This window comes from Shinella yambaruensis (assembly GCF_050859155.1).
Taxonomy (GTDB): domain Bacteria; phylum Pseudomonadota; class Alphaproteobacteria; order Rhizobiales; family Rhizobiaceae; genus Shinella; species Shinella yambaruensis.
In genome coordinates, this window is record NZ_CP150638.1 from 1,316,586 (window position 1) to 1,332,025 (window position 15,440).

Here is a 15,440-nt window from a genome sequence, read left to right on the forward strand (position 1 = left end):
GTCCTGCCCCTTCTCCCCCGTGGGAACTGTTGCAAAACGCGTGGAATATGATTCCCTCTATTTTGAGCGGAGGGATTGAGATGGTCGACAGGAAGGCAGGTCAGTTCAGTTTTGCCGATGCGCTCGTGACGGTGCGTGCGGGTTCGGACCGTCTTGGCAAATTGTCCTCGGTGGTGAAGTGGTATCGCTTCGAGAAGGTCCTCAAGCCGCTGGCCTGCGAGAGCGAGACGGGTCGTCCCGCCTATGCGCCGGTGATGCTGTTCAAGGCGCTGCTCCTGCAACGGCTCTACGGCCTTTCCGACCTGGAGCTGGAGGAGGCGCTTTATGACCGGCTGTCGTTCCGCCGGTTCTGCGGGCTTGGCCTTGAGGCGGCGGTGCCCGACCATACGACGCTGTGCCGCTTTCGCAACCGGCTGGTGGACAGGGGCGTGCTGGAGAAGCTGTTTTGCGAACTCGACCGGCAGCTCGATGCGGCGGGGCTGATCCTTCGGCGCGGCACGATGCTCGATGCGACGGTCATCGAGACCGGGGCGGCCTCGCGTCCGCCGCGCGAGGGCGATGGTGCGGGCGAAGCCGGGCGCGACAAGGATGCGGCCTTCACGCGCCGCAAGGGCAAGGCCGGTTCGTCCTATGGCTACAAGGCGCATGTCGGGGTCGGCGAGGGCTCGGGCCTCATCCGGCGGGTGATCACCACGCCGGCCAATGTCAACGACACGGTGCCGGCTGACGGGCTGATCTGCGGCGACGAGGGATATGTCCTGGCCGACAGCGCCTATCACACGCATGAGCGGGAACGACGGCTGAAGGCGGCCGGCATCGGCTGCGGCTTGATGCGGCGCGCCAACAAACATCATCCAAGGCTCACGCCCGCCGCCCGGCGCTTCAACCGGGCGGTCGCGCGCCGGCGCGCGGCGGTGGAGACCACCTTTGCCACGCTCAAGCGCCGCATGGGGCTCGACACGATCCGCTATGTCGGGCTGGCCAGGGCGGCCGGCCAGGTGCTGCTGGCGGCGATCGCCTTCAACATGCGCCGCTGGGTGACGCTGGCCACCTGAGCCGATGGGCCAACTGCGCCCGCCATCCGCCGAACACCACCGAAAACAACCCCGAACCGCCTTCCGGACAAAAAGGCGGAGCAAGAACACCTCACAAACTGGCCGCCACGCAGAAACACCCCGTTTTGCAACGGGCCCCCGTGGGGAGAAGGTCGCGGCAGCGGGATGAGGGGGCGGCGCAGACGTCAGACGGTGTGCAAGCCCCCTCATCCGGCCCTTCGGACCACCTTCTCCCCGCGGGGGAGAAGGGGAAGGCAGCAGCGTGCAGTCATATGCAATTCGCCTGCTCAAGGGGAGAGGGGACCTGCCCCACCAACGGCTATTGGTTGAGGAAACCGGCGCGGCATATCCCCTTCGCCCCGCTTGCGGGGCGAAGGTGGCCGGCAGGCCGGATGAGGGGCGAACCGTCAATCCTTGAACCGCGCGTAATCCGGGAAAACCGCCTCGAAGCGGGAGAGGAAGCGCTTCAGCTTGGGCCGGCCGCGCTGCCATTTGCCGGCAAAACGCAATTCGATGTAGCGCAGCATCGCGGCCAGCGCGAAGTGGCCGGCATGCGGCTTCCTGCCGAGGCGGGGCATGTTGGCTTCGAGATGGTCGAGCGCGCGCTCGACCTTCTGCCACTGCCGGTCGATCCAGGGCTGGTGGACCTTCTCCTCCGGCCGCGAGCGGCGTTCGTAGACGATGGCGAGCAGGCTGTCGCAGATGCCGTCGGCGGTCGCCTCCAGCACGTCCACCTCCGTGCGCTTTGCCGCATTGCGCGGATAGAGCGTGCCCTTCGTCTGGCGGTCGATATAGTTCATGATCGCGCGGCTGTCGTAGACGGCAAGGCCCTCGTCGGTCACCAGCGTCGGGATCTTGCCGAGCGGGTTGGCGGCCAGCAGCTCCGCCGGGTCGGCATTGGTGTCGGTCGCCACCGATCGCGCGTTAAGGCCGGCGAAATGCGCGGCCATGCGCACCTTGGTGGAATAGGGCGAGGCATTGGAATAGTAGATCTTCATCAGCGGCATCCTGTTCTGGGGCAATTCCGGCAAAAGGGCGAAGCGGTTTTGCCGGAATTGCGTTGAATGAGAGTTAGAGCGCTTTCGCGTTTCGAAGAAAAGCGGAAACGCGCTAGCGAATGGGCGGTTGTTCGATGGATCCGGCACGGCAGCCGGCGCGGTCGACGGCAGGGCAGGTGCGGAAGGAAAGCGCCGTCGTCATGCAGATGCGGACCTCCTCCAGCCGGCCGTCCCCGCAGGTGACCGCGATGCCCTTGCGGTCGAGGCCGGGATTGGCGGCGATGAAGGCCGCCTCCACCGCATCGGGGGAAAGCCGGGCACCGCCGCGCTGCGGCGTGAGGTCGGCGGGAATGCCGATGCGTTCGAAGGCCGCGCGCGTCACGGCAAAATAGTCCTTCTGGCTGAGGCCCGAGCAGGAGCCGTGCTTGCGCCATTGGTGGCCGACCAGCCCCATGGAGGGAATGATGTCGAGCACGGTGCGGCCGAGGTTCTCCGGCACGCGGTCCGGCTGGCGCGTCGGGCAGAATTCCGGATAGCCGCGCTCGTTCTGCGGCCAGAGGCCGTGCACGATGAAGCCGTTGTTCTCGCCGCGCCGGCACTGCTGCGTCCGGCCGCCGGCATCGTTGTCCGCGCACCAGGTCGGCGACCAGGAGAGCGACAGCACGTAGAAATCGAACCCCTTGCCGAGCGGCACCGCCCCGCGCGTTTCCGGCGCCTTGCGGCTCATCTCCGTCTTCGGCTTTTCGGCCGGCTTGTCCTCGCTGCAGCCGGCAGGCAGCACGAGCCCGGCGAGCAGCAGACAGAGGGGGCGGGCGAGGGGGAAGGAAAGCAGCCGGCTCATCGTTCGGCGGCTGCGAGGAATGGCGTCATGAAGGTCTCCGGGTTCGGCGCGCGATTGTTGCCGCCGGACGGCAAAGGTCAAGAGGCCTTTGTTTCCCCCGCGAGCCAGAAGGCGCGGGCCGAGGCGAAGCGGTCCTGCGCCAGCCGCTCCTTGAGGAAGGGCAGCAGCACGTCGAGTTCCTGCTTCAGCGTATAGGGCGGATTGACGACGATGAGGCCGGAGCCCGTCAGTCCCGTCGTCTCGCGGTCGCTCTTCACCGAAAGCTCCGCGCAGAGCATCTTGGGAATGCCCGTCGCCTTCAGCGCCTTGTGGAAGGTGGCGATGGGGGCGTTCTTCTTCAGCGGATACCACAGGCAATAGACCCCGCCGGCAAAGCGGCGCACGGCCTTTTCCAGTCCCTCCACCAGCCGCTCGTATTCGCCCTCGATCTCGAAGGGCGGATCGACCAGTACGATGCCGCGCTTCTCCTTCGGCGGCAGGTGCGCGCCGAGCGACAGCCAGCCGTCGAGCCTGGTGATGCGGCTCTGGAAGTCGCCGTCGAACAGCCGGTGCAGCGTCTCGTAGTCGTCCGGGTGCAGTTCCATGGCGGAGAGCCGGTCCTGCGGGCGGAAGAGCTGGCGCGCCAGTTTCGGCGAGCCGGGATACCAGGTCAGCCCGCCTTGCGGATTGAGGTCCTGGACGGCCTTCAGGTAGGGGGCGAGGATATCGGCCACCGGAGAAGGCAGGTCGCCGTCGAGGAGCCGGCCGATGCCGTCGCGCCATTCGCCGGTCTTCTGCGCTTCCTCGCTCGAAAGGTCGTAGAGGCCGATGCCGGCATGGGTGTCGAGCACGCGAAAGGCCTTGTCCTTGCCCTGCATGTAGAGGACGAGGCGGGCGAGCACGGCATGTTTCAGCACGTCCGCGAAATTGCCGGCATGGTAGATGTGGCGGTAGTTCATTTCAGGCCCCGTGCGACGCCCACGATCATCCGCGCTGATGCGACGATGAATTGTTGCAATGGTAGAATGATTTGCCTTTTGGCACTTCGTGCTCTGCAATATAGAAAAGCCATGAACGTTGCGACCCCCCATCTCGGAAAACCGCGCATCGGCCATTCGGCCTGTCCGCACGACTGTCCCTCCACCTGCGCCCTCGATGTCGAGATAGGTGCGGATGGACGCATCGGCCGCGTCAAGGGCAGCGCCGACAACAGCTACACGGCCGGCGTCATCTGCGCCAAGGTCGCCCGCTATGCCGACCGCCTCTACCATCCCGACCGGCTGATGAAGCCGCTGGTGCGCAGGGGCGGGAAGGGCGGCGGCGAATGGGCCGACATTTCCTGGGAAGCCGCGCTCGACGCCATTGCCGAAAGCTTCGTCAAGGCCGAGCAGGCCCACGGCAGCGAGGCGGTCTGGCCCTATTTCTACGCCGGCACGATGGGCCTCGTTCAGCGCGATTCCATCGATCGCCTGCGCCACGCCAAGCGCTATTCCGGTTTCTTCGGCTCGATCTGCACCAATCCGGCCTGGACCGGCTTCACGATGGGCGCGGGAACGCTGCGCGGCCCCGATCCGCGCGAGATGGCGAAATCCGATTGCGTGGTGATCTGGGGCACCAATCCGGTCTCCACCCAGGTCAACGTGATGACCCATGCGGTGAAGGCGCGCAAGGAGCGCGGCGCGAAGATCGTCGTCATCGACATCTACGACAACCCGACGATGAAGCAGGCGGACATCGCGCTGAAGCTGCGCCCCGGCACGGATGCCGCGCTCGCCTGCGCCGTCATGCACGTCGCGTTCCGCGACGGCTATGCCGACCGCGCGTACATGGAAAGATATGCCGACGATCCGGCGGGCCTCGAGGCGCATCTTGCAACGCGCAACCCGGAATGGGCGGCCGGCATCACCGGCCTCGGCGTCGCGGAGATCGAGGCCTTCGCCGCCCTGGTCGGACGCACGAGGAAAAGCTTCTTCCGCCTCGGCTACGGCTTCACCCGCAGCCGCAACGGCGCGGTCTCCATGCATGCGGCGCTTTCGGTCGCCACCGTGCTCGGCTCCTGGCAATACGAGGGCGGCGGCGCCTTCCACAGCAATTCCGACATCTTCCACCTGCGCAAGGCAGAGCTGACGGGCGCAAGGATGGCGGACAGCGACATCCGCATGCTCGACCAGTCGCAGATCGGCCGCGTCCTCACCGGCGATGCCGTCGCGCTGCGCGGACGCGGCCCCGTCACCGCGATGCTCATCCAGAACACCAACCCGGCGAACGTGGCGCCGGAGCAGCGCCTGGTGAAGCAGGGCTTCCTGCGCGACGACCTCTTCGTCGCGGTGCACGAGCATTTCATGACCGATACGGCAAGGCTCGCCGATATCGTGCTGCCCGCCACCATGTTCGTCGAGCACGACGATATCTACCGCGGCGGCGGCCACCAGCACATCCTGCTTGGCCCCAAGCTCGTGGAGCCGCCAGCCACCGTGCGCACCAATCTCTTCGTTATCGAGGAACTGGCCAAGCGCCTCGGCGTCGGCGACAGGTCGGGCTTCGGCCTGTCCGAGCGCGAGCACATCACCCGCATGCTGCCCTATTACGAGATGGATTTCGACAGGCTGGGCGAGGAGAAGTGGATCGACTGCCAGCCGGATTTCGACACCGCGCATTTCGTGAAGGGGTTCGGCTTTCCGGATGGCAAATTCCGCTTCCGGCCGAACTGGACGAACACGCCGGCGCCCAACAGGCCGCCCAGGGCGCTCGGCGCCCTCGGCCCGCACGAGGCGCTGCCGGCCTTTCCGGATCATGTGGCGATCATCGAGACGCCGGATGCGGATCATCCCTTCCGCCTCGCCACGTCGCCCGCCCGCACCTTCCTCAACTCCACCTTCACGGAGACGAAGGGTTCGCGTGAGCGCGAGGGCCGGCCGGAGGTGATGATCCATCCCGAGGACGCGGCGGCGAACGGCATCGCGGACGGCGATATCGTGCAGCTCGGCAATCCCCGCGGCGATATCCGCCTGCATGCCAGGGTCACCGACGGCGCGAAACCCGGCGTCCTGATCGCCGAGGGCATCTGGCCGAATTCCGCCCATCTCGACGGGGAGGGCATCAATGTCCTGACCGGCGCCGATCCGGTCGCGCCCTATGGCGGCGCCGCCTTCCACGACAACCGCGTCTGGCTGCGCAAGGCCTGAATTTTCACGCAAGGATTTTTCATGACGCTCGACACGTCCTCAGCCGTCCGCATCGTCGACCAGCAGACGGTCTGGAAGCGGTTCATCCATCTTCGCACCGTCGTGGTCGAGCAGACGCGGGCGGACGGCCGGGTCGAGCGGCTCGACCGTGAGGTGCACGACCATGGCCCGGCGGCCTGCGTGCTGCTCCTCGATCCCGCCCGCCAGTCGGTCATCCTGGTGCGCCAGTTCCGCCCCGGCGCCTTCTTCGGCGGCCATCCGGACGGTTTCCTCTCGGAAGTTCCGGCGGGGCTGCTCGACGACGACGCGCCCGAGGCGGCCGTCGCCCGGGAGGCGATGGAGGAGACCGGCTATGCGGTGCAGGGCGTGCGCCATCTCTTCGACATCTATTCCAGCCCCGGCACGCTGACCGAGCGCGTCGGCTGCTTCGTCGCCCGCATCGACGCCACGGCCCGCGACGGCAAGGGCGGCGGCGTCGACGGGGAGGGCGAGCACATCGAGATCGTCGAACTGCCGATCGACGAAGCCTACGGCCTCATCGCCACCGGCGGCATTCAGGATGCGAAGACGATCGTCATGCTGCAATGGCTGATGCTGCACCGGGCGGAGTTCGGCTGATCGGGCGGGAGTGATTCTCGGTCCCGGGGCTCGCTTCAAGGCGGGAACGCCGAACGTATGCGGCCCCTTCACCCTGACCCTCTCCCCGCAAGCGGGGAGAGGGGACTTGTCCCGCGGACGGGGTATTGGTTGAGGAGAACGGCGCGGCATATCTCCTTCGCCCCGCAGCCAAGGAGAAGGTGGCCGGCAGGCCGGATGAGGGGCCGTATATTCCTGGCAATCGCCTTTGCGTCTTTCATGATCAAGCAGCACGGCCCCCGGCAAAAGACCCGCAAGCCTTGACAAACAGCCCCGGCCATGCGCTTTTCCGCGCGATTTTTCTTGGTCGCTGCGCCGGGTTCTTCCCGCGCGGCCTATCAGCATTTCAGGATACCACGATGCACCGTTACCGCAGCCACACCTGCGCCGCCCTCCGCAAATCCGATGTCGGCCAGACCGTTCGTCTTTCCGGCTGGGTCCACCGCGTCCGAGATCATGGTGGCGTGCTCTTCATCGACCTGCGCGACCACTACGGCATCACCCAGGTCGTCGCCGACCCCGATTCGCCGGCCTTCAAGAAGGCCGAGACCGTGCGCGGCGAATGGGTGATCCGCATCGACGGCCTCGTCAAGGCGCGCACCGAGGACACGGTCAACAAGGGCATGCCCACCGGCGAGATCGAGCTTTACGCGCAGGAGATCGAGGTTCTTTCCGCCGCCAGGGAATTGCCGCTGCCGGTCTTCGGCGAGCCGGACTATCCGGAAGACGTGCGCCTGAAGTACCGCTTCATCGACCTGCGCCGCGAGACGCTGCACAAGAACATCATCAAGCGTACGCAGATCATCTCCGCCATGCGCAAGGGCATGGGCGAGGCGGGTTTTGCCGAATACACGACGCCGATCCTCACCGCCTCCTCGCCGGAAGGCGCGCGCGACTTCCTCGTGCCGTCGCGCATCCATGAAGGAAAATTCTTCGCCCTGCCGCAGGCCCCGCAGCAATACAAGCAGCTGCTGATGGTCGCCGGCTTCGACCGCTATTTCCAGATCGCGCCGTGCTTCCGCGACGAAGACCCGCGCGCCGACCGCCTGCCGGGCGAATTCTACCAGCTCGACGTCGAGATGAGCTTCGTCACCCAGGAAGATGTCTGGGAGACCATGGAGCCGATGATGACGGCGGTCTTCGAGGAATTCGCCGAAGGCAAGCCGGTAACGAAGAACTGGCCGCGCATTCCCTATGACGAGGCCATCCGCAAGTACGGTTCCGACAAGCCGGACCTGCGCAACCCGATCGTCATGGAAGCCGTCACCGATCATTTCGCCGGCTCGGGCTTCAAGGTCTTCGCCAACATGATCGCTTCCAACCCGAAGGTCGAGGTCTGGGCGATCCCGGCCAAGACCGGCGGCTCGCGCGCCTTCTGCGACCGCATGAACGCCTGGGCGCAGAGCCAGGGCCAGCCCGGCCTCGGCTATATCTTCTGGCGCAAGGAGGGCGAGAAGCTCGAAGGCGCCGGCCCGCTCGCCAAGAACATCGGCGAGGAGCGCACGGACGCCATCCGCACGCAGCTCGGCCTCGACGACGGCGACGCCTGCTTCTTCGTCGCCGGCGATCCGGCGAAGTTCCACAAGTTCGCCGGCGAAGCCCGCACCCGCGCCGGCGAGGAGCTGAACCTCGTCGACCGCGATCGCTTCGAAATGTGCTGGATCGTCGACTTCCCCTTCTACGAGTGGAACGAGGACGAGAAGAAGGTCGACTTCGCGCACAACCCCTTCTCCATGCCGCAGGGCGGCCTGGAGGCCTTCGACAGCAAGGATCCGCTGGAGCTGAAGGCCTACCAGTACGACGCGGTCTGCAACGGCTTCGAGATCGCCTCGGGCTCGATCCGTAACCAGTCGCCGGAGCTGATGGTCAAGGCCTTCGAGAAGGTCGGCCTCAGCCAGGCGGACGTGGAAGAGCGCTTCGGCGGCCTCTACCGCGCCTTCCAGTACGGCGCCCCGCCGCATGGCGGCTGCGCCTTCGGCATCGACCGCGTGGTCATGCTGCTCGTCGGCGCGAAGAATCTCCGCGAGATCTCGCTGTTCCCGATGAACCAGCAGGCGCAGGATCTCTTGATGAACGCCCCGTCGCCGGCAACCCCGGCGCAGCTTCGCGAACTCGCGCTGCGCGTCGTTCCGTCGAAGAAGGATTGATCCAGGCGCGGCGGGAAGGGCGCCGGTCCTTTCCGCCGTGCGGAACAGTTGCGCGTGATCGCCGTTCTTTCTGCGTCAAGCACAGGAGAACGAACATGCGCAACAAGCTACTCCTTGCCACGGCGGCGACGCTCCTGACGCTCTCCGCCTCGGCTTACGCCCAGAGCACGGTGATCATCGAGGAGACCGATCCGGTCACCACCGAATCGACCGTCGTCGTGCCGGGCGAAGTCCGCACCTACGTCCTGGAACAGGACGTCCCCTCGGTCGCCTATGAGGGCGACGTGGTCGTGGGCCGGGTGATCCCGGATGCGGTGGAAATCCATACGATCGACGGCAATGCCGACTATGCCTATACGGTCGTCAACGAGCGCCGCGTCATCGTGAACCCCCAGACGCGCACCGTCATACAGGTTCTCGAATAAGCCGCTCGAAACAGAACCCGGCGCTTCGCGCCGGGTTTTGCATGTCCTGCCGCGGCGGACGTCACAATGCCGCGAATTCGCCGCCAGTCGATCCCAATTCCGCGCGCAATCAGTCGAAATGCACCCCTAGCGTGAAGCCGCGCCCGAAAGAGGCGATTCACGACTGGAGGGACTTTCATGACAGCGACGGAAGCGGACGATCCCGTCCCGACATTGACCCGGCAGATGCCGCCTATCGAGCCGCGCGGCAATCTTGCCACGTTCCTGCGCTCGCCCGGCGTCAAGTTCATCATGATCGGCATCATTTCCGTGGCGCTCCTGGTGCCGCTGCTGCTCGTCTGGGGGTTGACGGAGGAGCGCGCACAGCGCGCCGCCGATGTCTCCCGGCGCATCGCCCATGGCTGGGGCGGTGACCAGGCGATCAACGGCCCCTATCTCGCGGTGCCCTTCGAGGTCGAGCGCAGCCGCGTGATGGATGCGCGCACGATCGTCGAGCGGGTGACCGAATGGGTGCTCGTCATGCCGGAGACGCTCGACGTGACGGCCGACCTGACGGCGGAGGAACGCAAGCTCTCCATCTACACGCTGCCGGTCTATAACGGCGCGCTGACGCTGAAGGGCCGCTTTGCCGGCAACATCCTGCAGGACCTCGCGCAGCTCGACGGCACGCCGCAGCTCGACCGGGCGTTTCTGGTGCTCAACATCAACGACATCACCGGCATCCGCTCCGATGCCGGCGTGAAGATCGACAACGGCGTCGTGCGCCCCTTCGATCCCGGCATGCGGCAGATTTCCGCGATGGCGAGCACCGGCACGGACGGCTACGCCTCGCCGCAAACGAGCGCCGGCGTGCACCGGGTCATCGAGCGCCCGCTCATCGAAAACGGCTTCTCCTTCGAGATCGCCCTGTCGCTGAACGGCTCGCGCAGCTTCGCCGTCGCGCCCGCCGGCCAGACGACGAGCTTTTCCGCCAGGGCGAACTGGCCGCATCCGGGTTTCGAAGGCCTCTTCCTGCCGGAGGAGAAGACCGTCACCGCGTCGGATTTCTCGGCCAGGTGGACGATTCCCTATCTCGCCCGCGGCATCGACCGCGTCGCCACCGGCCCGACCCTGCCGCTGTCGGGCAGCATGATGAGCATCAACCTCGTGGAGCCCGTGCAGTTCTACCAGGTGGTCTCGCGCACGCTGAAATATTCGATCGGCTTCATCTCGCTCGTCTTCCTCGCCGTCTTCGTCGTGGAATTGAAGGGCGGGCGTATGGTGCACTGGATCCAGTACGTGCTGACGGGCCTTGCGCTCATCGTGTTCTACGTGCTGCTCCTGGCGCTCGCCGAACATACCGGCTTCACCATCGCCTATGCCGTAGCCTCGCTCGCCACGACCCTGTTGATCGCCGCCTATCTCGGCAGTGCGACGGGCAGCCGCAGGAACGGCCTGTCGCTCGGCGCGGTGCTGCTCTCGGCCTATGGCATCATGTACCTGGTGCTGCGCGAGGACGAGTATGCGCTGCTCGCCGGCGCGCTGATCTCCTTCGTCACCATCGCCGCGACCATGTATGCGACCCGCCGCGTCGAATGGTCGGCGCCGGTGCCGCAGGCCGTGCCGGCCCGTTGAAATGAAGGGCCCGGGGCGAATGCCTCGGGCGCAGCCTCCGACAAGACCTCCCGCACCTCTCTTCCGTCATGGTCGGGCTCGACCCGACCATCCACGTCCCGGGCGCGGCTTGGATCCTCGGCTCGGGGGCCGAGGATGACGACAGTGGGTGGCGAGAGGTTTGTCAGCAACAAGCCTTATAAGCAAAAAAGCCCGGAGCGATGCTCCGGGCTTCCCTGAATTCGGCAAAAGCCGAAGGTCTTACATCTCGTCGTTCGCCGTGACGGTGACGCCGAGGACCTGCGGGATGGTGTTCGGCGCGCCCATGGCGGCGCCCATGATCATCGGGAACGGCACCGGCTCCTTCGGCTCGGCGCTGATCGTGATGCTCTTGGGGTCGTCGAGATAGGTATTGACGGCTGCGGCGATCTGGTTTTGCAGCTCCGGCATGTTGAGCTGGGCGAGCATGATCGGAACCAGCCCCTTCAGCGACTGGGCCATCTGGTCGCCGGAAACGCCCTGTTCGCCGCCGGCATAGTCGAGCAGCTTCCTGGTGATCGAGGCGTCTTCGAAGGAGATGGAGGCGCTGTTGAAGGTCAGCTGCTGCACGAGGCCCATCATGGACATGCCCATGGCGGCGTTGGCCTCTTCCTTGTTCGGGTTGGCCTCGGCGGCCTTGATGGCCTCCTGCATGCCCTTCAGGAAGTCGAGCGTGTAGCCGGAGAATTCCAGCGCCAGGTTGAGGCGGCCGACATCCTTGAAGTCGAAGGCATATTCGTCGACGGCAAGCTTGCCGCTGGCGAGCTCCCAGCTGCCGGACATCGTGACCTTGCCTTCCAGCGTCTGCATGTTGAGTTTGGCGAGCGTGTCCTTGGCCTTCGGGTCCTCGACCGAGGTGAGGTCGGCCTTGAGGTCGGAGAGCGTGGCGTCGAATTCGAGGCCGGCATCGCCGTCCATGCGCGTGATGTTCGCCTCCATGCCGGACATGGAGAAGACTTCCTTGCCCTTGGAGGTGACGGAGACCGGGCCGGCGGTGGCCGATTCGTACATCAGCAGCGATTCCAGCGTGCCGGGAACGACCGTGCCGGGAATGATGACGCCGTTGATCGCGATGTCCTTGGCCGAGACCGTGGCGTCCGCTTCGGTGACGTTGATGTCCTGGAACGAGACCGTCTCGACGGTGTAGCCGCCTTCGCCGTCTTCCTCGACGCCGTCCATGGTGATGGTGCCGAGCTTGACCGGGGCCTCGGCGCCGGTGGCCTTCAGTTCGGCATTTTCCAGCGTAACGGTGGAGCCGTCGGTGGCGACGTTCGACGAGCTGATCGTCACGCCGCTCGTGGCATAGGTGGCGTTCAGCTTGGCGAGCAGATCCGCGCCGTCGAGCGCGAAAGCGGGGCTTGCCAGGGAGGCGAGCGCGGCGCCGGCGAGAAGGGTGCGGAAATGGGAGGTGCGCATCATTGTAGGCTCTCTTTCTGGATTTTTGGACGGCTGCCTTGCCGTTACCGCTCATATACGTGCGGCGCGGCGACTATATTCGGGCCGCCGGAACTTTCCATGGAAATCTCGGGCGCCGGCCGGATTCCGGAAACAGCCTTTACAAAGCGCTATCCACAGGCCGGTCGCCCGGTTTCCTTGCCGCGAATCGGCAGGAACGCTAGTCAAGTCCCATGGGACAGAACACTTTGCCGCCGGATGGCGGAGACGACAACATTCAGCCGGTCGACCTGAAGGCGGCGCTGGAAGAGCGCTACCTTGCCTATGCGCTGTCGACCATCACGCAGCGCGCGCTGCCGGATGTACGCGACGGCCTGAAGCCGGTGCACCGCCGCATCATCCATGCAATGAGCGAAATGGGCCTCCGGTCCAACTCCTCCTTCAAGAAATGCGCACGCATCGTCGGCGACGTCATCGGTAAGTTCCACCCGCATGGCGACCAGTCGGTCTACGACGCGCTGGTGCGCCTCGCGCAGGATTTCTCGCAGCGTTATCCGATCGTCGACGGGCAGGGGAACTTCGGCAATATCGACGGCGACAACGCCGCCGCCTACCGGTACACCGAAGCGCGCATGACCGAGGTCGCGACGCTCCTGCTCGAAGGCATCGACCAGGATGCCGTCGACTTCCGCCCGACCTACAACGAGGAGGACGAGGAGCCGGTCGTCCTGCCGGGCGCCTTCCCGAACCTGCTCGCCAACGGGTCCTCCGGCATCGCCGTCGGCATGGCGACGTCCATCCCCTCGCACAACGTGCATGAGCTTTGCGACGCCGCGCTGCACCTGATCCGCCATCCGGACGCCGATGTCGAAAAGCTCACGGAATTCGTGCTGGGGCCTGATCTTCCGACCGGCGGTATCATCATCGACGGCCGCGAGAGCATCATCGAGGCCTACAAGACGGGCCGCGGCGGTTTTCGCGTGCGTTCCAAGTGGCAGACGGAAGACCTCGGCCGCGGCGGCTACCAGATCGTCGTCACGGAGATTCCCTACCAGGTGCAGAAGTCGCGGCTGATCGAGAAGATCGCCGAGCTGCTCATCGCCCGCAAGCTGCCGCTGCTGGAGGACATCCGCGACGAATCGGCGGAAGACGTGCGCATCGTGCTGGTGCCGAAGAGCCGCACCGTCGATCCGACGATCCTGATGGAGTCCCTCTTCAAGCTCTCCGAGCTGGAAAGCCGGATTCCGCTCAACATGAACGTGCTCTCGATGGGGCGCGTGCCGAAGGTCATGGGCCTGAAGGACGTGCTCGTCGAGTGGCTCGCGCATCGGCGCGAAGTGCTGCAGCGCCGCTCGCGGCACCGGCTCGCGGCCATCGACCGCCGCCTGGAAATCCTCGGCGGCTACCTCGTCGCCTATCTCAACCTCGACGAGGTGATCCGCATCATCCGCGAGGAGGACGAGCCGAAGGTCTCCCTGATGGAGACCTTCTCGCTCACCGACGTGCAGGCCGAGGCGATCCTCAACATGCGCCTGCGCTCGCTGCGCAAGCTGGAAGAATTCGAGATCCGCACCGAATTCGACAACCTGTCGAAGGAAAAGGCGGAGATCGAGGCGCTGCTGGCGTCCGACGAGAAGCAGTGGCAGACCGTCGCCTGGGAAATCGGCGAGGTCCGCAAGAAGTTCGCGAAGGCCACCGAGATCGGCCGCCGCCGCACCCAGTTCGCCAGCGCGCCTGAGGCTGATGTCGAGGCCATCCAGCAGGCGATGATCGAGAAGGAGCCGGTCACGGTCGTCATCTCGGAAAAGGGCTGGATCCGCGCGCTGAAGGGCCATATCGCCGATACGTCCGGCCTCCAGTTCAAGGAGGGCGACGCGCTGAAGGTGGCGTTCCCGGCGCAGACGACGGACAAGGTGCTGGTCATGACGACGGGCGGCAAGGTCTTCACGCTCGGCGCCGACAAGCTGCCGGGCGGCCGCGGCCATGGCGAGCCGCTGCGCATCATGGTCGACATGGAGAACGATCAGGACGTGCTGACCGCCTTCGTGCACGATGCCGCGCGCAAGGTCATCGTCGCCTCGCAGGCCGGCAACGGATTCGTGGTCGCGGAAACCGAGATGGTCGCCAACACCCGCAAGGGCAAGCAGGTGATGAATGTCGGCATGCCCGACGAGGCCAAGCTGGTGGTGCCGGTGCGCGGCGACCACGTCGCCGTCGTCGGCGAGAACCGCAAGATGCTGGTCTTCCCGCTGGCGCAGCTGCCGGAAATGTCGCGCGGCAAGGGCGTGCGCCTGCAGCGCTACAAGGACGGCGGGGTCTCGGACCTGCGCTGCTTTGCCATCGCCGACGGCCTCACCTGGGATGACAGCGCCGGCCGCAACTTCGTGCGCAGCAAGGAAGAGCTCCTGGAATGGATGGGCGACCGCGCCAGCGCCGGCCGCACCGTTCCGAAGGGTTTTCCGCGCAGCGGCAAGTTCAGCGGGTGATCAGCCGGAGTAGGGGACGCTGACGTCGCGAAGGAAGCGCGTCGCGCCCTCCTCGTCGATCTCGCCGGCGGCCACGGCGAGGACGAAGGTGTAGAGCGTCGCGTCGTCCGTCACAATTTCAAAGCCGTTGTCCATCAGGAAGACCGCGGTGGCGACAATGGCGATGCGCTTGTTGCCATCGACAAACGCGTGGTTTTTCGCCAGCCCATAGAGATAGGCGGCTGCGAGTTCGAATATATCCTCGCAGCCGTAATATGCCTTGTTGAGAGGGCGGGCCAACGCCGATTCAAAGGCGTTTTCATCTCGCAGTCCCGCTGCGCCGCCAAATCGCTGGATCTGAACCGCATGCAGCCGCTCGACGAGCGGACGGTCGAGAAAGACGATCGTCATTCCGCAAGCTTCTTGAGGGCTACCTTGTAGCGATCCATGAATTTCTCGGCATGACCGAGTTGCCGTTCAAAATCGCCATCCGCCACGCTGAGAATGAGCTTGCTGCCCTCGCTCGTCATGGTGATTTCGTCACCCGCCTTGACACCCATACGGTCGAGGACGTCCTTCGGGATGATGATGCCTTCTGAATTACCGATCTTGCGGATGGTGACATTCATGGTCGTGATCCTTTGTTATAACTAAGTTATAACATTCGACATGCTCCACGACA

13 protein-coding genes are annotated in these 15,440 nt (G+C 65.5%); 7 read left to right on the top strand and 6 right to left on the bottom strand.

The annotated features are described in order from the left end of the window. Positions 1-47: 47 nt before the first annotated feature. Complete coding sequence (locus tag WMC41_RS06470; RefSeq protein ID WP_432347364.1) at positions 48-1,055, top strand: IS5 family transposase; 1,008 nt, start codon at positions 48-50, stop codon at positions 1,053-1,055. A gap of 407 nt (positions 1,056-1,462) precedes the next feature. Here the strand turns inward: WMC41_RS06470 and WMC41_RS06475 are convergent, their stop codons facing one another. From WMC41_RS06475 to WMC41_RS06485, 3 genes are all read right to left on the bottom strand, one after another. After that, the gene (locus WMC41_RS06475) at positions 1,463-2,056 is read right to left on the bottom strand and encodes a glutathione S-transferase (protein WP_432348287.1); all 594 of its coding nucleotides are present in this window, start codon (positions 2,054-2,056) and stop codon (positions 1,463-1,465) included. A gap of 109 nt (positions 2,057-2,165) precedes the next feature. Then, positions 2,166-2,894, bottom strand: a complete 729-nt coding sequence (locus WMC41_RS06480) for a ribonuclease T2 family protein (RefSeq protein ID WP_432347365.1) — start codon at positions 2,892-2,894, stop codon at positions 2,166-2,168. Positions 2,895-2,971: 77 nt separating this feature from the next. Further along, entirely contained in the window at positions 2,972-3,832 is an 861-nt protein-coding gene (locus WMC41_RS06485; RefSeq protein WP_432347366.1) for a 23S rRNA (adenine(2030)-N(6))-methyltransferase RlmJ, read from the bottom strand. A gap of 45 nt (positions 3,833-3,877) precedes the next feature. Between WMC41_RS06485 and WMC41_RS06490 the strand changes: the two genes are divergently transcribed. The 5 genes from WMC41_RS06490 (at position 3,878) to creD (ending at position 10,880) form a co-directional block, all read left to right on the top strand. Further along, positions 3,878-6,058 carry a molybdopterin-containing oxidoreductase family protein gene (locus WMC41_RS06490; protein WP_432347367.1) on the top strand — a complete coding sequence of 727 codons (2,181 nt, stop codon included), beginning with the start codon at positions 3,878-3,880 and terminating at the stop codon, positions 6,056-6,058. Between the two features lie 21 nt (positions 6,059-6,079). Continuing rightward, positions 6,080-6,676: an NUDIX domain-containing protein gene (locus WMC41_RS06495; protein WP_432347369.1), complete on the top strand. Its 597-nt coding sequence runs from the start codon at positions 6,080-6,082 to the stop codon at positions 6,674-6,676. Positions 6,677-7,053: 377 nt separating this feature from the next. Then, complete coding sequence (aspS, locus tag WMC41_RS06500) at positions 7,054-8,841, top strand: aspartate--tRNA ligase (RefSeq protein ID WP_432347371.1); 1,788 nt, start codon at positions 7,054-7,056, stop codon at positions 8,839-8,841. A gap of 95 nt (positions 8,842-8,936) precedes the next feature. Continuing rightward, a complete protein-coding gene (locus tag WMC41_RS06505; RefSeq protein WP_133033273.1) occupies positions 8,937-9,266 on the top strand; it encodes a DUF1236 domain-containing protein in 330 nt (109 codons plus the stop codon). 177 nt (positions 9,267-9,443) lie between these two features. Continuing rightward, on the top strand, positions 9,444-10,880 hold the full coding sequence (creD, locus tag WMC41_RS06510) for a cell envelope integrity protein CreD (protein WP_432347373.1): 1,437 nt from the start codon (positions 9,444-9,446) through the stop codon (positions 10,878-10,880). A 240-nt stretch (positions 10,881-11,120) separates the two neighbouring features. On the opposite strand, the gene WMC41_RS06515 is transcribed toward creD, so the two are convergent. Further along, positions 11,121-12,317 carry a hypothetical protein gene (locus tag WMC41_RS06515; RefSeq protein ID WP_244765935.1) on the bottom strand — a complete coding sequence of 399 codons (1,197 nt, stop codon included), beginning with the start codon at positions 12,315-12,317 and terminating at the stop codon, positions 11,121-11,123. Positions 12,318-12,526: 209 nt separating this feature from the next. Between WMC41_RS06515 and parC the strand changes: the two genes are divergently transcribed. Then, complete coding sequence (gene parC, locus WMC41_RS06520; RefSeq protein ID WP_288081765.1) at positions 12,527-14,779, top strand: DNA topoisomerase IV subunit A; 2,253 nt, start codon at positions 12,527-12,529, stop codon at positions 14,777-14,779. Here parC and WMC41_RS06525 read toward each other — a convergent pair whose 3' ends face one another. Next, positions 14,780-15,169, bottom strand: a complete 390-nt coding sequence (locus WMC41_RS06525; RefSeq protein ID WP_272805012.1) for a type II toxin-antitoxin system death-on-curing family toxin — start codon at positions 15,167-15,169, stop codon at positions 14,780-14,782. Further along, positions 15,166-15,387 (bottom strand): AbrB/MazE/SpoVT family DNA-binding domain-containing protein, encoded by a 222-nt coding sequence (locus tag WMC41_RS06530; protein WP_272805013.1) that lies wholly within the window; start codon positions 15,385-15,387, stop codon positions 15,166-15,168. The genes WMC41_RS06525 and WMC41_RS06530 overlap by 4 nt, the downstream gene beginning before the upstream one ends. Positions 15,388-15,440 lie beyond the last annotated feature (53 nt).